The organism is Mesorhizobium muleiense, assembly GCF_900099905.1.
Lineage (GTDB): Bacteria > Pseudomonadota > Alphaproteobacteria > Rhizobiales > Rhizobiaceae > Mesorhizobium > Mesorhizobium muleiense.
Map to the genome: position 1 here is coordinate 615,892 of NZ_FNEE01000001.1, position 18,741 is coordinate 634,632.

An 18,741-nucleotide genomic window follows, 5' to 3' on the forward strand; every position below is an offset into this window, starting at 1 on the left:
CCGCACGTCACATCAGGCAGCGCGCGGCGAGGTGATCTTCTGCACCGGCTTCTTCTTCTTCGCTGTGTGGAGAAGGGCGGCGACGATCGCGGCCGGGCCGATCGCCCGGTATTGACTGGCGAGCGCCGGTTGCTTGGCGCTGCTGGAGTCCTGCTTGGCTCGAGGCATTTTTCTCTTCCCTGGTAACGTCTTCGTGTCCGCGTTTGCTGGTCGAATCCGACCAAATCGTGACATCTGCTGATCTAGCCGGTGAATGTTTCATGACTGTGCCGAGATGTTTAATAAAATGTTTCACCGCGTCATTACCTGTGATCCAGCGGCTCTTTTGCCGAAAGTTGCGACTTGACGGCAACACTGGCTGAGGCGATAAAGCCGCTCATGAGAACGTCTTTCGCCATTTGTGGCATCTGCATTATTGGCTAGCTTCGCGCTGGTCCGGACGTTTTCGCCTATCTTCCTTCTAGAGTGGACAAACGCCCCGGCCAGCAGGCTGGTGGCTGATTTGCGTCTCGGCGCAAGTGGCCCCAACCAAAAAGTAACGCACCGGGAAGGCACGAATGTCTGACGCATCGAAGGGCCTGCGCCTCTACAACACGCTGACGCGGACCAAGGAGGATTTCTTCCCGATCGATCCGCGCAATGTGCGCATGTATGTCTGCGGCCCGACGGTCTACGACTTTGCCCATATCGGCAATGCGCGACCGGTGATCGTCTTCGACGTGCTGTTTCGTCTGCTGCGCCATGTCTACGGGCAAGCGCACGTCACCTATGTGCGCAACATCACGGATGTCGACGACAAGATCAACGACCGCGCGCTGCGCGATTTCGGCACCGAGATTGCCTCGGGAAAGCTGTCGCTGAACGAGGCGATCCGGCGGGTCACCGAAAAGACCGCTGACCAGTTCCACAAGGATGTGGCGACGCTCGGCTGCCTGCAACCTACGGTCGAGCCGCGGGCCACTGAATTCGTCGAGCCGCGCGCAGATGGCAAAGTCGACATGATCTCCTTGATTCAACGCTTGATCGAACGCGGCCATGCCTATGTTGCGGCAGGCGAAGTTCTGTTCGACACGGCTTCGATGCCGGACTACGGCCAATTGTCGAAACGCAATCTCGACGAACAGCAGGCCGGCGCTCGCGTCGCCGTCGATCCGCATAAGAAGAGCCCTGGCGATTTCGTGCTGTGGAAGCTGTCCTCGCCGGAAGAGCCGGGCTGGGACAGCCCGTGGGGCAGGGGCCGGCCGGGCTGGCACATCGAGTGCTCGGCGATGTCGGCCGCCTATCTCGGCGAGGTCTTCGACATTCATGGCGGCGGGATCGACCTGATCTTCCCGCACCACGAGAATGAAATTGCACAGTCGCGCTGCGCCCATGGCACCGAGGTGATGGCCAAGGTGTGGATGCACAACGGCTTTCTGCAGGTCGAGGGGCAGAAAATGTCCAAGAGCCTGGGCAACTTCCACTCGATCAACGAGTTGCTGGAGACGGAGACCTTTGGTGGCCGCAAGTGGCCAGGCGAGGTGCTCAGGCTGGCGATGCTGATGACGCATTATCGCGAGCCGATCGATTTTTCCGTGCGCAAGCTGGAAGAGGCGGAAAATACGCTGCGCAAATGGAAGCGGGCGGCGGACCTGGCACCGGCGGCGGCCAAGCAATTGCCGGTCGAAGTGGTGGAAGCCTTGTCGGACGATCTCGCAACCTATTCCGCGTTCCAGGTGCTGACGCAACTGGCCGGCGAGGCTGTGGATTCCAATGCTGCCGGTGGCGGCAACGCCGCCGCGGGCAACGATGCTGCCGCTTCGCTGAAGGCGGCACTGTCGTTCCTCGGCTTCGACGTTGCGCCGGCCAAGGTTGATGAAGATGCCATCGCCAGGGCCATCGCCAGGCGCCTGGAACTGATCGCCGCCAAGAACTGGGCCCAGGCCGACCGCATTCGCGACGAGCTTTTGGCGCAGGGCGTGCAACTGAAGGACGGCAAGGATCCGGTCACGGGTGAGCGCGTGACGACGTGGGAGGTAAAGCGGTGAGAGTGGTTGGCGGACGGTTGGCGAAAGCGCCGGTGACGGCCGATCTCCCCCCTTGCGGGGGAGATATCCGGCAGGACAGAGGGGGGTGGGAAGGATCGCCGACTTTCGATGTCTCCCATTCGCAACCGGAAACCAGCTTGAGGGCGTGGCCGCGATTGGCTAACAGGCCGGCGGGACAGCACCCCCCTCTGTCCTGCCGGACATCTCCCCCGCAAGGGGGGAGATCGGCTGTCGTCGATGATTTCGCCAATCGCGAAGGCGAAGGTGCTTGATGGGTCACGACCTCGTTCTATCGCGCCAGCGCAAGAATGCAAAATACATGCGTCGTGTCATGACCGATGCCGAGCTGAAGCTTTGGAACGAATTGCGCGCCCATCGGCTGATGGGGATGAGCTTTCGCCGGCAGGTGCTGATCGGACCTTACATCATCGACTTTGCTTGCTCGACACACAACTTGATCGTCGAGGTTGACGGCAGCCAGCACGCGGATCCCGAAAACGTCGAGCGTGACGTGGCACGAAGCGCCTACTTGAAGGCCAGCGGCTGGACCATCCTGCGTTTCTGGAACGACGACGTCATTCGCGACATCGACAACGTCTGCCAGCACATTGTCATCGAAGCCGGCCTGGCCGCTGCCGAAATGCCGGCCGGCGAAGCAGCGAGGGAGGTAGTTCCATGATCGACCATCTTGGCATCACCGTTTCCGATTTCGACGTGTCGAAAGCTTTCTACGACAGGGCGATGGCGCCGCTCGGTGCCTCGCTGCTCTACATGGTGCCGCAGGAATACACCGGTGGCGCCATGGTCGGCGGCTATGGCCGCGACCGGCCGGTGTTCTGGCTGCATCAAGGCAAGGACAAGCCGAAGGACCGCCAGCATGTCGCCTTCACCGCGCGCAGCCGCGCTGAAGTCGATGCCTTCCACGCCGCCGCCATCGCCGCCGGCGGCAAGGATAATGGTGGGCCGGGCCTTCGTCCGCACTATCACGCGAACTACTATGGCGCCTTTGTCTTCGACCCCGACGGCAACAATGTCGAAGCCGTCTGCCATGCCCCGGAGTGAAGTGATGAGCCTGGATAACAGACCGGTCTACACAGGCGGCTGCCAGTGCGGCGCCGTGCGTTTCCGTGTCGAAGGCGCGCTGGGCGACGCCTCCGTCTGTCATTGTCGCATGTGCCAGAAAGCAAGCGGCAATTTCTACCTGCCGCTGGTGTCGGTGCGTGGCGCAAAACTCGACTGGACGCGCGGCGCGCCCAAACGCTTTCGTTCCTCCAACGCCGCCTGGCGCGGTTTTTGCGCCGATTGCGGCACGCCGCTGACTTTCGAGGCGCCCGACGGCATCGCACTCGCCATCGCGGCCTTCGACCATGCGGAGGAGATCGCGCCGACCATCCAGTGGGGCACCGAAGCAAAACTCCCCTATGTCGATCACATCCACGAATTGCCTGGCGAAGACACGATGGCCGATGTTTCGTCGTCCTCCTATCTCGCCGATCTCGTTTCTTACCAGCACCCCGACCACGACACCGATCAATGGCCGCCGGAGGAAAGATCATGACCGAAACCGTTCGAACCGGCGGCTGCCAGTGCGGCGCCGTGCGTTTCCGCATTCGTGGGGCGCTTGGACGCCCTTCCATCTGCCATTGCCGCATGTGCCAGAAACAGTTCGGTTCCTTCTTCGGCGCGCTGGTGACGGTGCCGAAGGACGGTGTCGAATGGGTGCGCGAGGAGCCGAGCTATTTCCAGTCGTCGGTCAACATCGATCGCGGCTTTTGCAGCCGCTGCGGCACGCCGTTGACCTACAGGCAGCCTGGCGGGCTTGAGATCGCCATCGGCGCCTTTGACGATCGCTCCGACCTCGCACCGCAGATCCAGATCAACTATGCCGCCCGGCTGCCCTGGGTGGAGAAGATCTTCGACGCGCCGGTCCATGACGATCCTGACTACTACACCCGGCAGGAATCGATCATCTCCTTCCAGCATCCGGATCACGAGACGGCCAATTGGCCGCAGCAGGGCCTGAAATTATGAGCAATGACCTGCGCAGCCTCTATCCGGAGATCGAGGCCTTCGACTCAGGCATGCTCGATGTCGGCGATGGCCATCAGGTCTATTGGGAGCGTTCCGGCACCAGGGGCGCCAAGCCGGCCGTGTTCCTGCATGGCGGACCGGGTGGCACCATTTCGCCGAAGCACCGACGGCTGTTCGATCCGAAGCTTTACGATGTCATCCTGTTCGACCAGCGCGGCTGCGGGAAGTCGACGCCCAACGCCTCGCTCGAGGCCAACACCACCTGGCATCTGGTCGCCGACATCGAGCGCCTGCGCGACATGTGCGGCTTCGACAAATGGCTGGTGTTCGGCGGCTCGTGGGGCTCGACCCTGGCGCTGGCCTATGCCGAGACGCACCCCGAGCGGGTCAGCGAACTGGTCGTGCGCGGCATCTACACACTGACGCGCGCGGAGCTCGAATGGTATTACCAGTTCGGCGTCTCGGAAATGTTCCCCGACAAATGGGAGCGCTTCCTGGCGCCGATCCCCGAGGGCGAGCGCGGCGACATGATGGCCGCCTATCGCAAGCGGCTGGTCGGCAGCGACCGCAAGGCGCAGGTCGAGGCCGCCCGCGCCTGGAGCCTGTGGGAAGGCGAGACGATCACGCTGTTGCCCGATCCGGAAACCAGCAGCCGGTTTGGCGAAGACGATTACGCCGTCGCCTTCGCCCGCATCGAGAACCATTATTTCGTCCATGCTGGCTGGCTTGAGGAAGGGCAGCTGCTGCGTGATGCCTTCAAGTTGAAGGACATCCCCGGCACCATCGTCCATGGCCGCTACGACATGCCGTGCCCGGCGCGCTATGCCTGGGCGCTGCACAAGGCGTGGCCGAAGGCGGACTTCCATCTGGTCGAGGGCGCCGGCCATGCCTATTCGGAGCCGGGCATCCTCGACCGGCTGATCCGGGCGACGGATAAGTTTGCGGGGAAATGATCATGGGCCGCGAGCGCCTCTATCTCTTCGACACCACACTGCGCGATGGCCAGCAGACGCCGGGCATCGACTTTTCGGTCGAGGACAAGATCGCCATCGCCGGGCTGCTTGACGCGTTCGGCGTCGACTATATCGAAGGCGGCTATCCCGGTGCCAACCCGACCGACACCGCCTTCTTTGCCAAGCACCGCACGGCAACCGCCAAATTCGTCGCCTTCGGCATGACCAAGCGGGCAGGGGTGTCGGCTTCGAACGATCCAGGCCTTGCCGCATTGGTCCAGTCGAAGTCGGACGCCATCTGCTTTGTCGCCAAGAGCTGGGACTACCATGTCCGCGTTGCGCTGGGCTGCACCAACGAGGAAAACCTCGAGGCGATCAAGGCGTCAGTCGAAGCGGCGATTGGCTCGGCCAAGGAAGCATTGGTCGACTGCGAGCATTTCTTCGACGGCTTCAAGGCCAATCCCGATTATGCGCTGGCTTGCGCCAGGACTGCTTACGACGCCGGCGCGCGCTGGGTGGTGCTGTGCGACACCAATGGCGGCACGCAGCCGTCGGAAGTGCGCGCCATCGTCGAGAAGATCATCGAGGCAGGCATACCGGGGGACCATCTCGGCATCCATGCCCATGACGACACCGGCCAGGCGGTGGCAAATTCGCTGGCCGCCGTCGAGGCCGGCGTGCGCCAGATCCAGGGCACGCTGAACGGCATCGGCGAGCGCTGCGGCAACGCCAATCTGATCTCGATCGTGCCGACGCTGGCGCTGAAGCCGGCCTTTTCCAACCGCTTCGAGACAGGCATCTCGGCCGAAGCATTGGCCGGCATATCGCGCCTGTCCCGCGCCTTCGACGAATTGCTGAACCGCGCGCCGGAAGCGCAGGCGCCCTATGTCGGCGCTTCCGCCTTCGCCACCAAGGCCGGCATCCATGCCTCGGCGCTGGCCAAGGAGCCGGCCACTTACGAGCATGTGCCGCCGGAAGCGGTCGGCAACCGCCGCCGGGTCATGGTCTCGGACCAGGGCGGCAAGGCCAATTTCCTCGCCGAGTTGAAACGGCGCGGCATCGAAATGCCGAAAGACGACCACCGGCTGGACGCGCTGATATCAGTGGTCAAGGAGCGCGAGGCCGAGGGCTATGCCTATGAAGGCGCCGATGCCAGCTTCGAGCTGCTGGCGCGCAAGATCCTGCACGGCCTGCCGGAATTCTTCAGCGTCACCTCGTTCCGCTGCATGGTCGAGCGCCGCTTCGACGCCAATGGCCAGCTGAAGACGGTCTCAGAGGCGATCGTCAAGGTGCTGGTCGATGGCGAGGAGAAGATGTCGGTGGCGGAAGGGCACGGCCCGGTCAACGCGCTCGACATCGCGCTGCGCAAGGATCTCGGAAAATTTCAGAACGAGATCGCCGACCTCGAGCTCGCCGACTTCAAGGTGCGTATCCTCAATGGCGGCACCGAGGCGATCACGCGCGTGCTGATCGAATCGCACGATGCAACCGGCGCCCGCTGGTGGACGGTCGGCGTCTCAGAAAACATCATCGACGCTTCATTCCAGGCGCTGATGGATTCGATCGTCTACAAGCTGATGAAGAACCGCGAGATGGCCGGGCTGGTCGCGGCGGAGTAGGATTGAACCATCAGCGAAAGTCCATTGATCCATCAGAACTTTGCGATGGTCTTGGCCCGGCGGCTGGCGCATAGCGTCGGGCCATGGCCATGGATGCAATTCAGCTCGAAGCAGACTCAAAGGCCCGGCGTGGATTCCTGCTGGCGCTGGGCGCCTATCTCCTGTGGGGGTTGCTGCCCTTCTATATGAAGGCGGTCGCACATCTGCCGCTGGCCGAAGTCATCGCGCACCGCATCGTCTGGTCGGTGCCCATCGCGGCGGCCGTTTTGATCTGGGCCGGCCGCACGGCGGATTTCAAAGCGGCGTTGCGTTCGCCGCGCATCATTTCCATGGCGGCGCTGACGGCGGCGCTGATTTCGGTCAACTGGGGCATCTATGTCTGGGCCATCGCGGTCGACCGTACCATCGAGACCGCGCTTGGCTACTACATCAACCCGCTTGTCAGCGTCGTTGTCGGCGCGCTGCTGCTCAGCGAACGGCTCGACCGGCTGCAAATCGCGGCGGTGGTGCTGGCGGCCATCGCGGTCGCGGTGCTGACGATCGACGCCGGCAAGCTGCCCTGGGTGTCGCTGGTGCTGGCGTTTTCCTTCGCCGCCTACGCCTTCTTCCGCAAGACGCTGCCGATCGGTCCCAGCCAGGGTTTCTTGCTTGAAGTGCTTTTGCTGTCGGTGCCGGCGCTCGGCTACATCATCTTCCTCATCGTCACCGGGCAGGACCATTTCGTCTCCAGTTCCCTGAACGATACCGCACTGCTGATCGGCTGCGGCCCGGTCACCGCCATACCGCTGCTGCTGTTTGGCTTCGGGGCCAAGCTGCTGCGTCTCTCCACCATCGGCATCATGCAGTATATCGCGCCGACCATTGTGTTCCTGATCGCCGTGCTGATTTTCGGCGAACCCTTCGGCAGCACCCAGGCCATCGCCTTCGGCCTGATCTGGGCGGCGCTGGCGATCTATTCCTGGTCGATGTTCCGCGGCCGCGAGATCCGGCCGGCAATGCGTTAGAGCGAGGATTTTCGATGTACGTGCTGCACATAGCAAACAAGAATTATTCCTCGTGGTCGCTGCGGCCATGGGTGCTGATGCGGACATTGGACGTCGCCTTCGAGGAGCGGCTGACACCGTTTCCGACCGGATCGAGTTGGAGCCTCTACCGGCCGTTCTCGCCCAGCGGCCTCGTACCGTGCCTGATTGACGACGGCTGGGCAGTCTGGGATTCGCTCGGCATCACCGAATATCTGGCCGAGCGCCACGCTGGCGTCTGGCCTGCCGAGCCGAAGGCGCGAGCCTGGGCGCGGTCGGCAGCGGCCGAAATGCATTCGAGCTTCACCGCCTTGCGCGGCTCCTGTCCGATGAACTGCGGTGTCCGCGTCGCGCCGGTGCCGATGTCGGATGCGCTGAAGCACGACCTTTTTCGCCTCGGCGATCTCTGGGACGACGGGCTTCGCCGCTTCGGCGGACCGTTCCTGGCTGGCGATCGCTTCACTGCCGTTGACGCCTTCTTTGCCCCGGTGGCGTTTAGGGTTCAGTCCTACGGACTGTCCTTCGAGGGCGCGGCTGCCACCTATCCGGCGCGATTGCTGGCTCTGCCGGCGATGCGCGAATGGTACGCGGCAGCCCTTGCAGAGGAGTGGCGCGAGCCGAACCACGAAGCGGAGGTGCGCGCTGCCGGCACTGTCATCGAGGATTTTCGCGCGACCTTGTAACGGTTGCCGCTACATCCCGCGCCCCAGCCGCCTGACGAACAGATAGACGACCACCGCGACGGCGAGCGATATCGCCGACGCCACCCAAAAGCCCACCGGCGTGTCGACCAGCGGCAGCCCGCCGACATTCATGCCGAACAGGCCTGAGACGATCGTCATCGGCAACAGCACCGCGGTCATCACCGACAGCATGTAAAGCAACTGGTTCGACTGCGTCGTCAGCTTGGCCATCAGCTCGTCCTGCAAGAGCCGGGCGCGGGCCTGCAATTGCTCGCCGTCATGATGCAACGTATGGGCGCGGTGCGAAAGCCGTGCCGCCATGTCGTTGATTGCGTCCGGCAGGTCATTGCGATGCGAATGGTCGAGATGGCGGAACAGGCTGGTCAGCGTCGCCATCTGCCGATGGATCACCACCAGTTGCCGGCGCGCATCGACCAGCGCCTGCCGCTCATTGTGCCATGCATCGCAGACGATGCGGTCCTCGATGCCATCGAGCGTGTCGCCAGGCCAGCGAGTTCCGTCGTCATGCCGTCGAGCGACTGGCCCATGACAGCTTCGATCAGTTCGGCCGGAGAGCGGAACTTTCGCGATCCGTTGTCCATCGCCTTGCGGATTTTGTCGACCGATTGCAGCGGTTGCTTGCGGCCGCCGATCAGCATCGTGTCGTTGAAGGCGAAGCGGAAATGGCCAAGCCCGCGCGCCTCCGCCGAATAGTCGTGGCGCAGGTCCGGCAAATCGCCGTACAGCCAGTCGCCCTCGAGGTCGATATGGCAGCCATGGCCGGCCGACAGGAAGGCATCGCGCACCGGCGGCGGCAAAGCCGGCTCGGTGGCGATCTCGTGGCGCGCGCGCATGTCGGAAACCTGGTAGCTGCGCCATGTCCAGTGTGTGGTGGTCGCGTCTTGGTTCTCGTCCCTTCGGCGGCGAAGTGATAGACGAAGAACAGCCCGTGCTCGTCCGGCAGGTAAGGCGACAGATCGCTGCCGTCTGGATTGAGAGGGATGTTCATGATCGCGTCGCCAGTCTCTCGAATACGCCGCGTGGCGGCGACCTAGACTGTGATTATTAGCACGGGCGAACCGTTTTCGTGTGACTGTTTTGACGGTCATCCGAGGCGGCGTACCAACGCCGTTGTTTGGAGCCAGTTTGGAATAATACGTCGTTGACTCGCGTTTGCGTAAAGAGCACGACGCAATCCATGCGGAGGACGTCCGATGCATGCCGGCTTCCCACGAAGCCTACTCATAGCGGTATTGGGAGCCGTCATTGCCGGCTGCGCTGGCTTTTCGGCGCAGAAAACGGGGGCAATAACCGGCTATGGCCCCAACCCAACCTTACCGAAACCAAGACCGACGCTGATCCCGACCGTCAACATCGCCGAGGCGAAAGGCTGGCAGAAAGGTGGTATGCCGACCCCGGCGAACGGGCTGACGGTGAACCCCTACGCCACCGGCCTCGACCATCCGCGCTGGCTGCACGTGCTTCCGAACGGGGACGTGCTGGTTGCCGAAACCAATGCCCCTGCCAAGCATGACGAAGGCTTCAGCCTTAGAAAGGTCTTTATGGACCTCGCTATGAAGCGCGCCGGGGCCGCGACCAAAAGCGCCAACCGCATCACGCTCCTGCGCGACACCAATGGCGACGGCATTGCGGATGTGCGCAGGACGTTCGCAGAAGGCCTCAATTCTCCCTTTGGTATGACGCTGTCCAAAGGCATTCTCTATGTAGCGAATACCGACGCGCTTGTCGCTTTCCCCTACTCCAATGGCCAGACCCGAGCCACAACGCCGCCGGAAAAGATCGTCGACTTACCGGCCGGAGATCTCAACCATCATTGGACCAAGGATGTGATCGCAAGTCCGGATGGACGCAAGCTCTATGTCACCGTCGGCTCCAACAGTAACGTTGGAGAAAACGGCATGGCCGCGGAGAAGAACCGCGCCGCCGTCCTTGAAGTGGACCGGTCGACCCGCCGTACCCGGGTCTTCGCGTCAGGGCTGCGCAACCCGAACGGGCTCTCCTGGAACCCTGAAACCGGCAAGCTTTGGGTCGCCGTGAACGAGCGTGACGAGATCGGCGACGATCTTGTGCCGGACTATATGACCTCGGTTCGTGACGGCGCTTTTTACGGCTGGCCCTACAGCTATTTCGGACAGAACGTCGACGAACGCGTCAAGCCGCAGCGCCCCGGTCTCGTGGCTAGGGCGGTCAAGCCCGACTACGCGCTGGGTTCCCATACCGCCTCGCTGGGACTGACCTTCTCCAAAGGGGCGTCGCTCGGCCCAGCCTACGGCAACGGCGCGTACGTTGGTCAGCACGGCTCGTGGAACAGAAGTGTGCTCAGCGGTTACAAGGTGATCTTCGTGCCGTTCCGCGGTGGTAAACCGAGCGGTCCCCCGAAAGATGTGCTCGCTGGCTTCGTCGGGCGTGACGGCAGGGCGATGGGCCGTCCGGTCGGCGTTGCTATCGATCAGAGCGGCGCACTGCTCGTCGCCGACGATGTCGGCAATGTCATCTGGCGGGTCAGTAGGGCAGTAGGGCAGTAGGGCAGTAGGGCAGTAGGGCAGTAGGGCAGTAGGGCAGTAGGGCAGTAGGGCAGTAGGGCAGTAGGGCAGTAGGGCAGCGCCTCATGAGCGCGGCATGCACTACATACTCCCCTGTACCCTAAAGCTTGTCGATCACCGACTGCACGCCTTCGGTCGGTGCGTCGACCGACGATCCCGCGACCATGATGGCAGCGACGATCGCTTCCGGATCGTCGACCACCAGCGGCCTGACCCGCTGCGCGGTGTGGATGAAGCCTTCGGCCATCATATGGTCGAGCAGCGCCAGCATCGGGTCCCAGAATCCTCCAACGTTGCCGAAGACGATCGGCTTGCGATGATGGCCGAGCTGGCCCCAGGTCATGATCTCGATGATTTCCTCGACCGTGCCGATGCCGCCCGGAAGCGCCACAAACGCGTCGGATTTCTCGAACATCGTATGTTTGCGCTCGTGCATGTTTTCGGTGATGACGAGCTCGTCAAGTCTGTCAAGCGCGGTTTCGGTGGCCTCCCTGTTGATCAGGAAGCGCGGAATGATCCCCGTCACCTTGCCGCCGGCCCGCATTGCGCCCTCGGCGACGGCTCCCATGATGCCCCTGGTGCCGCCGCCATAGATCAGACGCAGGCCGGACTTGGCGATCGAACGCCCAAGCAGGTGTCCGGCCTTGGCATAGGTTACATCGCGGCCCGGAGACGAGCCGCAATAGACGCAGATGGATCGAATCGTGTTCATGAGATGATTGGTGATTGGGTCTTTATTCGCGGTCAAGCCCGGGCGGGTTTTTTCTCGTCGGCCCCGTTTATTCGTATCGGCCCTTTTTCTTGTCGGTCCCCCTTGTTCTTGTCGCCTTGGGCAAAACAGGCTAGACCGCATTAGGTGGCTAAGGGCAGGGAAATATGGCAATTAATCCTTTGAAGGCGTTTTTGTTCGTCGTCGGCGGCTCCGTCGCCGCGGCGGGAACCGCCTATGTGTCGGGCGCGCTCGATCCGTATCTCACTCGCACGCCGCCGGCGGAAGTGGCATCGCTGACGCCGCCGGTGGAGACGCCGGCCGAACCAGTGACCGATGCACCGCTGCCGCCGCCGCCGGCGCCTGCCGCTGGGGCGATGGCACCGGCAGCGCCGGCGGCGGCCGATGCGATTGCGCCGACTTTCGACATCGTTCGGGTCGAGATCAAGGGCTCTATTGTCGTCGCCGGCAAAGCCGCACCCAACGCCAAGGTCGAGATTCTCAACGGTTCGACGGTTCTCGGCTCGACGGTCGCCGGTGCCGATGGCGCTTTTGCCATCGTTCTCGATGATGCGCTGAAACCCGGCGATTACACGATCGCGCTGCGCTCGATGACCGGCAATGTCGTGACCCCCTCGGCGCAGACGGCTATCGTCTCGATTCCCAAGAGTCCTGCTGGCCAGGTGCTGGCGATGATCGAGGAGCCGGGCAAGGCCTCCGAATTGCTCACCGTTCCTACACCCGAGACAAAGCCTGAATCGCCGCCTGCCGGCGACAAGGCGGCCGCCCCGGCTTCCGAGGACTCCGCTGCCGAGGACCCCGCTGCCGCAGCACCAGCCCCAGCCGCACCGGCTGCCACCGCGCCGGCCACCGTCGAAGCCGTCCCCGCGCCCGCTCCGGGCGGGCCGGCCGCACCAGCGACACCAGCTGCAGGGCCAAAGGTCGTCGTCGAAGCGATCGAGATCGACGGCAACAAGATCTTCGTCGCCGGCCTCGCCGACCCCGGCCGCAAGGTGCGCGCCTATGCCAACGATATCTTGCTCGGCGACGCGAGGACTTCGCCCGACGGCCATTTCCTGGTCGAGGCGACGCGCAACATTCCGGTCGGCACCTACACGATCCACGTCGACGCGCTCGATGCCGACGGGGTCAAGGTGGTGGCCCGTGCCGCCGTGCCGTTCGAGCGCGAGCCGGGCGAGTCGATCGCCGCCGTGGCGCCTGCCGAGGCAAAGCCGGCCGCGCCGACAACCACGCCTGCGGCGCCCGCGGCCGAGGCGCCAGCCGATATGGCGGCTGCGACGCCCCCGACCGGAGTGCCCGAGACCGCGGCGCCGAAGCTCGAACACGCCGACAGCGCCGTTATCATCCGCCGCCGCGATACGCTGTGGCGGATTTCGCGGCGCGTCTACGGCCAAGGCGTTCGCTACTCGACCATCTACCTCGCCAATCAGGATCAGATCAGGAATCCCGACCGCATCTGGCCGGGGCAGGTGTTCAAGGTCCCCGGAAAATCGCAGGAAGGCGAAGCCGCCAACCTCAAGGCGATGGGCGACCAGATGACGACGGCCCCGACAAAGGCCAACTAGAAATCCTTTTCTTCTCTAGCGGGCTCTTGCGGAAAGTTCATTCATCGTCTATCGCCGATAGACGATGAACGCTCCCTTGACCGAGAAGACCTGCGGCTTCGCCGACAGCCAGGCCGTCGCCGCGAAGCTCGCCGCGCTTTCGCATCCGGCCCGGATCGAAATTCTCCGGCACCTTTCGGCCAGCCGCTCCTGCTGCTGCCGCGAGGTCGTCGACCATCTCGACCTGGCGCAGTCCACCGTTTCGCAGCACCTGAAGATACTGGTCGAAGCCGGGCTCGTCCGCTACCAGCCGGATCGGCAACGCTCGCGCTATGAAGTCGACAGCGATGCGCTCGAAGATGTTTCCGCATCGCTGGCCGCTCTGGTCAATTCGTGCTGCTCCGGCCGCTAGACCATCATCCCGAACCGAAGGACCGTCTCAGCGAAAAGTGGAAGCCGGTTTTCGGAAAAGATCGTGGTCAAGCAATAAGAAATACGAAAAGGCGATAAAATGGCCGAAAAAACCGTCTCCGCCGATTCTGGCTCGACCTTCAAGACATTGCGCAATCTTTGGCCCTATATGTGGCCGGCCGACCGTGCCGATTTGCGGGCGAGGGTGGTGTGGGCGACCGTGCTTCTGGTCGTCGCCAAGCTGACGCTGGTTGCCGGTCCCTACTTCTTCAAATGGGCGACCGATGCGCTGGCTGGTGACGCCAAGTCGGCGCCGCCGCTGCCGGCCTTCATGCTGGCGCCAGTCATGCTGGTCATCGCCTACAATGTCGTGCGGCTGGTGCAACTCGGTTTCAACCAGCTGCGCGACGCGCTGTTTGCCCGCGTCGGACAATACGCGGTGCGCCAACTCGCCTTCCGCACTTTCATCCACATGCATCGATTGTCGCTGCGCTTCCATCTCGAGCGCCGCACCGGCGGCCTGTCGCGCATCATCGAGCGCGGCACCAAGGGCATCGAGACGATCGTCCGCTTCACCGTGCTCAACACCTTGCCGACCATCCTCGAATTCGCGCTGACAGCCGGCATCTTCGCGGTCACCTATGGCTGGAAGTACGTGGCTGTGGTGGCGGTGACGGTCTGGCTCTATATCTGGTTCACCATCAGGGCGAGCGACTGGCGCATCGTCATTCGCCGCGACATGAACGACAGCGACACCGATGCCAGCACCAAGGCGATCGACTCGCTGCTCAATTTCGAGACGGTCAAATATTTCAACAACGAGGGCATGGAAGCCGAGCGCTTCGACCGTTCGATGGCGCGCTACGAGACCGCTGCCACCAGGATATGGACCTCGCTCGGCTGGCTGAACTTCGGCCAGGGCGTCATCTTCGGTCTCGGAACGGTTATCGTCATGTGCCTTTCGGCGCTGGAGGTGCAGGCCGGCACGCAGACGGTTGGCGACTTCGTGTTCATCAACGCCATGCTGATCCAGCTTTCGGTGCCACTCAACTTCATCGGCTTCATCTATCGCGAAATCCGCCAGGGCCTGACCGACATCGAGCAGATGTTCGGTCTGCTGGATGTGCCGCAGGAGATCGTCGACAAGCCGGGGGCCAAGCCGCTGGTCGTCGGCTCCGGCAAGGTCGAGTTCCGCGACGTGCAGTTTTCCTACGATCCCAACCGCAAGATCCTGAAAGGCATCAGCTTCGAAGTGCCGGCCGGCAAGACGGTTGCCATTGTCGGGCCATCGGGCGCCGGCAAGTCGACCATTTCGCGGCTGCTGTTCCGCTTTTACGACATCCAGGGCGGCAAGATTCTGATCGACGGCCAGGACATTCGCGACGTGACTCAGCAGAGCTTGCGCGCGGCGATCGGCATGGTGCCGCAGGACACCGTGCTGTTCAACGACACCATCGCCTACAACATCCGCTACGGCCGCGTCGATGCCAGCGAGGAGGATGTGCGCAAGGCGGCAGAACTCGCCCAGATCGGGCCGTTCATCGAGCGGCTGCCCGACGGCTACCGTTCGATGGTCGGAGAGCGCGGACTGAAATTGTCCGGCGGTGAGAAGCAGCGCGTGGCAATCGCCCGCACCATTTTGAAGGCGCCGCCGATCCTGATGCTCGACGAGGCGACCTCGGCTCTCGACAGCCATACCGAACAGGAGATCCAGGCGGCACTCGACCTAGTCAGCAAGGGTCGCACCACCATCGTCATCGCCCACCGGCTGTCGACGGTGATTTCGGCCGACGAGATCATCGTGCTGCAGGACGGCCAGATCGCCGAGCGCGGCACGCATGCCGCCTTGATGCGCAAGGCCGGCCTGTACGCGTCGATGTGGGATCGCCAGCGTGAGGCAACCGAGGCCGAGGAGCGGTTGCGCATTGCTCGCGAGCGCGACGAGTTCGGCGTTGTCGTCCGCCGCCGCCCCTCCGAGGTGTCGTAGCCCCTACGGCCAGCCAGCGCCCGGCGCGGAAGCTTCGATGCTGAGCACCTGGCCGGTGCGCGCATCGCTGATCATGTGCTCGAAGCCGCGCCATTCGGCGGCGACGATGAACAGCGTCTTGCCGTCGGCGCCGCCGAGCATGCAGGCAAAGCAGCCGCGCTCGGCATCGACGCTGTCGAGCATCGCCCCGCCCTCGCGCACCCGCACGCAGTGCCGGTTGGGGACGTCGGCATACCAGATGGCGCCTTCGGCATCGAGGCAGATGCCGTCGGGAAAGCCGTTGCCGAGGTCGGCCCATCGCCGCCGGTTGGCAAGGCCGCCATCGGCGGCGATGTCGAAGGCGGTCAGCCTGTTGGCGTGGGACTCGGCGACGATCAACGTCTTGTTGTCAGACGACACCGTCATCCCATTGGCGAAGGCGATCTTGTCCGCCACCTGCCGCACCGACCCGTCCGGTGCAATCAGCACGATGGTGCCGGGGCCGAAATGCTGGCCGGGAACCGGCGCTGGCCCACCGCCATTGACGTAGATGTTGCCGCGCCCGTCGACGACGATCTCGTTCCAGGCGTTCCGTGAGAGGTGTCGCAGATCGGCGTGGGTGACCAGCGTCCCGTCTGCTTCCTGCCGCAGCACCAAGCCCTCACGCCCGCAGACGACGACCAGGCGACCGTCCGGCAGCCAGTCGACCGAATAGGGCAGGGTGGCCGGCACGGTGAGCATGACCTCACTGTTGCCGTCGGAATCGACGGCGATGATCTGGCCGGTTCCCCAGTTGCAGATCCAAAGCCTGCCATCATGCCAGCGCGGCGATTCGCCGAACGCCAGACCGTTCATCACGACCCGGGCTTCCTTTGCTGCTGATTTCCGTGACAGCATTTGTTGCCTCCAGCTTTCGTTCGGCGGGCGCTTTGACAAGGCCCGTATCTCCAAGGACGCATGAGGCCGGTTCGCCCCGACACCAGTCATGCTTTTTTGGACAGGCTCATTGGACCCCTTCCAACGCCCGCGATCGGCTAATGCGGACGAGAACGCCGGATCCGGCGTTCCCTCATTGTCGCGTTGCGGCCACAGGGTGTTTCCGCTATTGAGGCCGGACCTGAAACTAGGCTGTTTCCATTCCATGGACCTCGTCGACACGATCAAGAAAACGTTGGTTCCGATCCATCGCGAAGGCTATCCGTTTATCGCCGCCTTCGCAGCGGTGACGCTTTTCCTCGGCTATTTCTCTTCGATCCTGTTCTGGGTCTGCCTCATCCTGACGGCCTGGTGCGTCTATTTCTTCCGCGATCCCGAGCGCGTCACGCCGGTCGATGACCGGCTGGTGGTGAGCCCGGCCGACGGCATCATCACGGCGGTCGGTCCGGCAGTGCCACCGCGCGAACTTGGCCTCGGGGGCGGCGAGATGATCCGCATCTCGGTGTTCATGGACGTCTTCTCCTGCCACGTGAACCGGGCTCCGGTGCGCGGCCGCATCACAAGGATAGAGCATCGGCCCGGCCAGTTCCTCAACGCCGCACTTGACAAGGCGAGTGCCGACAACGAGCGCAATGGCCTGGTCATCGACAGCCCGAACGGCACGGTGGCCGCGGTGCAGATCGCCGGCCTGGTGGCGCGGCGCATCGTCTGCTGGGCCGAGACCGGCGGCACGATCGGCATCGGCGAGCGCTTCGGGCTGATCCGCTTCGGCTCGCGCGTCGATGTGTTCCTGCCGTCGACCGCAACGCCGCGTGTCGCCGTCGGCCAGACTGCAGTCGGCGGTGAAACCATACTGGCCGAATTCGGCGGCGTTGCCGCAACGCCGCTCGTGCGGGTGTCCTGAGCCGTGGGCGCGCCGTTCAAAAAATTCGAGGCGCATGGCAGCGGCGGCCCGCGCATCCGTGAAATTCCGATGCGCATGGTGCTGCCCAATCTTGTCACAGTGCTCGCCATCTGCGCCGGCCTCTCGGGCATCCGCTTCGGCTTCGAAGGCCGTTTCGAGCCGGCAGTGGTGATGGTGCTACTGGCCGCCTTCCTCGACGGCATCGACGGCCGTCTGGCACGCATGCTGAAGGCGACGTCCAAATTCGGCGCGCAGATGGATTCGCTGGCCGACATCGTCAATTTCGGCGTAGCACCCGCGCTGGTGCTCTATGCCTTCCTGCTCGACCAGGCCGGCTCGCCGGGCTGGATTGCCGCGCTGCTGTTCACCATCGCCTGCGGGCTGAGACTCGCTCGCTACAACGTGCTCGACGAAGAAACTGATCGCCCGCAGTGGCAGACCGAGTATTTCGTCGGCGTGCCGGCGCCGGCGGGCGCCGTGCTGGTGATGCTGCCGCTTTACCTGTACTTCCTGCGGCTTGGTGTGGAGCCGTCCCGCCCTGCCGCCTTCATCGCCGCCGGTTTCACCGTTCTGATAGCCTTCCTGCTGGTCAGCCGGCTGCCGGTCTATTCCGGAAAAAGCCTGAAAGTCCCGGGCGACAAGGTGCTGCCGATCATCCTCGGTGTCGTCCTCTACATCCTGCTGTTGATGACCTATCCCTGGTACACGCTGACGGCGTCGGTTGCCGGCTATCTGCTCTTCCTGCCGCTCAGCATCCGCGCCTATTCCAGGCGCGCCAAGCGCGAAGGCGAGAAGGTGCCGCCTTCGGACTTCGGCTGACAGATCTGTCGCCAATTCGCTGATAGTTCAACTAGTTCAAGTCGGACGCTTCCCGCTCTAGCGGGAACCTGCCGGCGTCTTGACCGTTCTGTCTCAGCGAGCGAGGCGAGCGACGTCGCGAACGCCTCGCTATCAGTCCTTGAAGCTGCTGTCCCAGGCGCAGGAGCTTAAAGAAGAGTGAGGAGAAATGGCTGTCGTCCTCATTGGCGCGTTGCTCATTGTCGCTGGCATTGTGTATATGGCCGGCGCAGCCCTTTGGCGTGGGCGGCTCAGCGATCCGGCGCCTGCTCGCGCGGCGCCGGATCGCTCGACGCCAAATCTTGCAACGCCAGGCCCGACACTTGAGCCGCGGCGGCGCGGCCTCGGTTTCCTCGGCCTGTCGCAGAACTGGCCGGGCCTGCTGATGATGGCGGTCGGGTTCATCCTGCTGTTGTCGGTGGTGGTCCTCTAATGCATGTCGCCCAAAAGCATGCCCTCGGGCCTGACCCGAAGGTGCGCAGCGATTTTGGGACAACGAGATGCATTCAAGCAA

21 protein-coding genes are annotated in these 18,741 nt (G+C 63.4%); 16 read left to right on the forward strand and 5 right to left on the reverse strand.

What is annotated here, in order from left to right; translation table 11 throughout:
- Positions 1–12: 12 nt before the first annotated feature.
- Positions 13–168, reverse strand: coding sequence for a hypothetical protein (locus BLT09_RS02855; RefSeq protein ID WP_023800743.1), 156 nt, complete (start codon positions 166–168; stop codon positions 13–15).
- A gap of 389 nt (positions 169–557) precedes the next feature.
- Here BLT09_RS02855 and cysS point away from each other — a divergent pair, with 389 nt between their 5' ends.
- From cysS to BLT09_RS02900, 9 genes are all read left to right on the forward strand, one after another.
- The gene (gene cysS, locus BLT09_RS02860) at positions 558–2,027 is read left to right on the forward strand and encodes a cysteine--tRNA ligase (RefSeq protein ID WP_091590502.1); all 1,470 of its coding nucleotides are present in this window, start codon (positions 558–560) and stop codon (positions 2,025–2,027) included.
- A 271-nt stretch (positions 2,028–2,298) separates the two neighbouring features.
- Complete coding sequence (locus BLT09_RS02865; RefSeq protein ID WP_091590503.1) at positions 2,299–2,706, forward strand: endonuclease domain-containing protein; 408 nt, start codon at positions 2,299–2,301, stop codon at positions 2,704–2,706.
- Positions 2,703–3,089 carry a VOC family protein gene (locus BLT09_RS02870; RefSeq protein ID WP_023800740.1) on the forward strand — a complete coding sequence of 129 codons (387 nt, stop codon included), beginning with the start codon at positions 2,703–2,705 and terminating at the stop codon, positions 3,087–3,089. Before BLT09_RS02865 ends, BLT09_RS02870 begins: the two co-directional genes overlap by 4 nt.
- Positions 3,090–3,093: 4 nt before the next feature.
- Positions 3,094–3,585, forward strand: a complete 492-nt coding sequence (locus BLT09_RS02875; protein ID WP_091590504.1) for a GFA family protein — start codon at positions 3,094–3,096, stop codon at positions 3,583–3,585.
- Positions 3,582–4,058, forward strand: a complete 477-nt coding sequence (locus BLT09_RS02880) for a GFA family protein (RefSeq protein WP_023800738.1) — start codon at positions 3,582–3,584, stop codon at positions 4,056–4,058. Before BLT09_RS02875 ends, BLT09_RS02880 begins: the two co-directional genes overlap by 4 nt.
- Entirely contained in the window at positions 4,055–5,011 is a 957-nt protein-coding gene (gene pip, locus BLT09_RS02885; protein ID WP_091590505.1) for a prolyl aminopeptidase, read from the forward strand. Before BLT09_RS02880 ends, pip begins: the two co-directional genes overlap by 4 nt.
- 2 nt (positions 5,012–5,013) lie before the next feature.
- Positions 5,014–6,630 carry a citramalate synthase gene (gene cimA / locus BLT09_RS02890; RefSeq protein ID WP_091590865.1) on the forward strand — a complete coding sequence of 539 codons (1,617 nt, stop codon included), beginning with the start codon at positions 5,014–5,016 and terminating at the stop codon, positions 6,628–6,630.
- A gap of 83 nt (positions 6,631–6,713) precedes the next feature.
- Positions 6,714–7,634 carry an EamA family transporter RarD gene (gene rarD, locus BLT09_RS02895; protein WP_023800735.1) on the forward strand — a complete coding sequence of 307 codons (921 nt, stop codon included), beginning with the start codon at positions 6,714–6,716 and terminating at the stop codon, positions 7,632–7,634.
- A 14-nt stretch (positions 7,635–7,648) separates the two neighbouring features.
- Complete coding sequence (locus BLT09_RS02900) at positions 7,649–8,335, forward strand: glutathione S-transferase family protein (protein WP_023800734.1); 687 nt, start codon at positions 7,649–7,651, stop codon at positions 8,333–8,335.
- A gap of 9 nt (positions 8,336–8,344) precedes the next feature.
- Here BLT09_RS02900 and BLT09_RS35435 read toward each other — a convergent pair whose 3' ends face one another.
- The gene (locus tag BLT09_RS35435) at positions 8,345–8,821 is read right to left on the reverse strand and encodes a CorA family divalent cation transporter (RefSeq protein ID WP_280141133.1); all 477 of its coding nucleotides are present in this window, start codon (positions 8,819–8,821) and stop codon (positions 8,345–8,347) included.
- Positions 8,743–9,189, reverse strand: a complete 447-nt coding sequence (locus tag BLT09_RS35440) for a CorA family divalent cation transporter (RefSeq protein WP_268931409.1) — start codon at positions 9,187–9,189, stop codon at positions 8,743–8,745. The genes BLT09_RS35435 and BLT09_RS35440 overlap by 79 nt, the downstream gene beginning before the upstream one ends.
- A gap of 360 nt (positions 9,190–9,549) precedes the next feature.
- Between BLT09_RS35440 and BLT09_RS02910 the strand changes: the two genes are divergently transcribed.
- Positions 9,550–10,881 carry a PQQ-dependent sugar dehydrogenase gene (locus BLT09_RS02910; protein WP_091590506.1) on the forward strand — a complete coding sequence of 444 codons (1,332 nt, stop codon included), beginning with the start codon at positions 9,550–9,552 and terminating at the stop codon, positions 10,879–10,881.
- Between the two features lie 118 nt (positions 10,882–10,999).
- Here the strand turns inward: BLT09_RS02910 and BLT09_RS02915 are convergent, their stop codons facing one another.
- The gene (locus BLT09_RS02915) at positions 11,000–11,611 is read right to left on the reverse strand and encodes an LOG family protein (protein WP_027152697.1); all 612 of its coding nucleotides are present in this window, start codon (positions 11,609–11,611) and stop codon (positions 11,000–11,002) included.
- A 164-nt stretch (positions 11,612–11,775) separates the two neighbouring features.
- Here BLT09_RS02915 and BLT09_RS02920 point away from each other — a divergent pair, with 164 nt between their 5' ends.
- From BLT09_RS02920 to BLT09_RS02930, 3 genes are all read left to right on the forward strand, one after another.
- Positions 11,776–13,194, forward strand: a complete 1,419-nt coding sequence (locus BLT09_RS02920; RefSeq protein ID WP_091590507.1) for an Ig-like domain-containing protein — start codon at positions 11,776–11,778, stop codon at positions 13,192–13,194.
- 64 nt (positions 13,195–13,258) lie between these two features.
- Positions 13,259–13,585, forward strand: coding sequence for an ArsR/SmtB family transcription factor (locus BLT09_RS02925; RefSeq protein WP_091590509.1), 327 nt, complete (start codon positions 13,259–13,261; stop codon positions 13,583–13,585).
- Between the two features lie 99 nt (positions 13,586–13,684).
- Positions 13,685–15,571, forward strand: coding sequence for an ABCB family ABC transporter ATP-binding protein/permease (locus BLT09_RS02930; RefSeq protein ID WP_091590511.1), 1,887 nt, complete (start codon positions 13,685–13,687; stop codon positions 15,569–15,571).
- Positions 15,572–15,574: 3 nt separating this feature from the next.
- Here BLT09_RS02930 and BLT09_RS02935 read toward each other — a convergent pair whose 3' ends face one another.
- Positions 15,575–16,447 carry an SMP-30/gluconolactonase/LRE family protein gene (locus tag BLT09_RS02935; RefSeq protein ID WP_167366306.1) on the reverse strand — a complete coding sequence of 291 codons (873 nt, stop codon included), beginning with the start codon at positions 16,445–16,447 and terminating at the stop codon, positions 15,575–15,577.
- A 244-nt stretch (positions 16,448–16,691) separates the two neighbouring features.
- Here BLT09_RS02935 and BLT09_RS02940 point away from each other — a divergent pair, with 244 nt between their 5' ends.
- From BLT09_RS02940 to BLT09_RS02950, 3 genes are all read left to right on the forward strand, one after another.
- Entirely contained in the window at positions 16,692–17,390 is a 699-nt protein-coding gene (locus BLT09_RS02940; protein ID WP_091590513.1) for a phosphatidylserine decarboxylase, read from the forward strand.
- Positions 17,391–17,393: 3 nt separating this feature from the next.
- Positions 17,394–18,209 carry a CDP-alcohol phosphatidyltransferase family protein gene (locus BLT09_RS02945; RefSeq protein ID WP_023800727.1) on the forward strand — a complete coding sequence of 272 codons (816 nt, stop codon included), beginning with the start codon at positions 17,394–17,396 and terminating at the stop codon, positions 18,207–18,209.
- 187 nt (positions 18,210–18,396) lie between these two features.
- Positions 18,397–18,660, forward strand: coding sequence for a hypothetical protein (locus BLT09_RS02950; RefSeq protein ID WP_091590516.1), 264 nt, complete (start codon positions 18,397–18,399; stop codon positions 18,658–18,660).
- The last annotated feature ends 81 nt before the right edge of the window (positions 18,661–18,741 follow it).

Coding starts and splice junctions, on each gene's coding strand:
- BLT09_RS02920 (WP_091590507.1), top strand. CDS start 11,776: ATGGCAATTAATCCTTTGAAGGCGTTTTTGTTCGTCGTCGGCGGCTCC.
- BLT09_RS02925 (WP_091590509.1), top strand. CDS start 13,259: ATGAACGCTCCCTTGACCGAGAAGACCTGCGGCTTCGCCGACAGCCAG.
- BLT09_RS02940 (WP_091590513.1), top strand. CDS start 16,692: ATGGACCTCGTCGACACGATCAAGAAAACGTTGGTTCCGATCCATCGC.
- cimA (WP_091590865.1), top strand. CDS start 5,014: ATGGGCCGCGAGCGCCTCTATCTCTTCGACACCACACTGCGCGATGGC.
- BLT09_RS02865 (WP_091590503.1), top strand. CDS start 2,299: ATGGGTCACGACCTCGTTCTATCGCGCCAGCGCAAGAATGCAAAATAC.
- BLT09_RS02855 (WP_023800743.1), bottom strand. CDS start 168: ATGCCTCGAGCCAAGCAGGACTCCAGCAGCGCCAAGCAACCGGCGCTC.
- pip (WP_091590505.1), top strand. CDS start 4,055: ATGAGCAATGACCTGCGCAGCCTCTATCCGGAGATCGAGGCCTTCGAC.
- BLT09_RS02900 (WP_023800734.1), top strand. CDS start 7,649: ATGTACGTGCTGCACATAGCAAACAAGAATTATTCCTCGTGGTCGCTG.
- BLT09_RS35440 (WP_268931409.1), bottom strand. CDS start 9,189: ATGCGCGCGCGCCACGAGATCGCCACCGAGCCGGCTTTGCCGCCGCCG.
- BLT09_RS02935 (WP_167366306.1), bottom strand. CDS start 16,447: ATGCTGTCACGGAAATCAGCAGCAAAGGAAGCCCGGGTCGTGATGAAC.
- BLT09_RS02870 (WP_023800740.1), top strand. CDS start 2,703: ATGATCGACCATCTTGGCATCACCGTTTCCGATTTCGACGTGTCGAAA.
- BLT09_RS02930 (WP_091590511.1), top strand. CDS start 13,685: ATGGCCGAAAAAACCGTCTCCGCCGATTCTGGCTCGACCTTCAAGACA.
- BLT09_RS02915 (WP_027152697.1), bottom strand. CDS start 11,611: ATGAACACGATTCGATCCATCTGCGTCTATTGCGGCTCGTCTCCGGGC.
- rarD (WP_023800735.1), top strand. CDS start 6,714: ATGGCCATGGATGCAATTCAGCTCGAAGCAGACTCAAAGGCCCGGCGT.
- BLT09_RS02910 (WP_091590506.1), top strand. CDS start 9,550: ATGCATGCCGGCTTCCCACGAAGCCTACTCATAGCGGTATTGGGAGCC.
- BLT09_RS02875 (WP_091590504.1), top strand. CDS start 3,094: ATGAGCCTGGATAACAGACCGGTCTACACAGGCGGCTGCCAGTGCGGC.
- BLT09_RS02950 (WP_091590516.1), top strand. CDS start 18,397: ATGGCTGTCGTCCTCATTGGCGCGTTGCTCATTGTCGCTGGCATTGTG.
- cysS (WP_091590502.1), top strand. CDS start 558: ATGTCTGACGCATCGAAGGGCCTGCGCCTCTACAACACGCTGACGCGG.
- BLT09_RS02880 (WP_023800738.1), top strand. CDS start 3,582: ATGACCGAAACCGTTCGAACCGGCGGCTGCCAGTGCGGCGCCGTGCGT.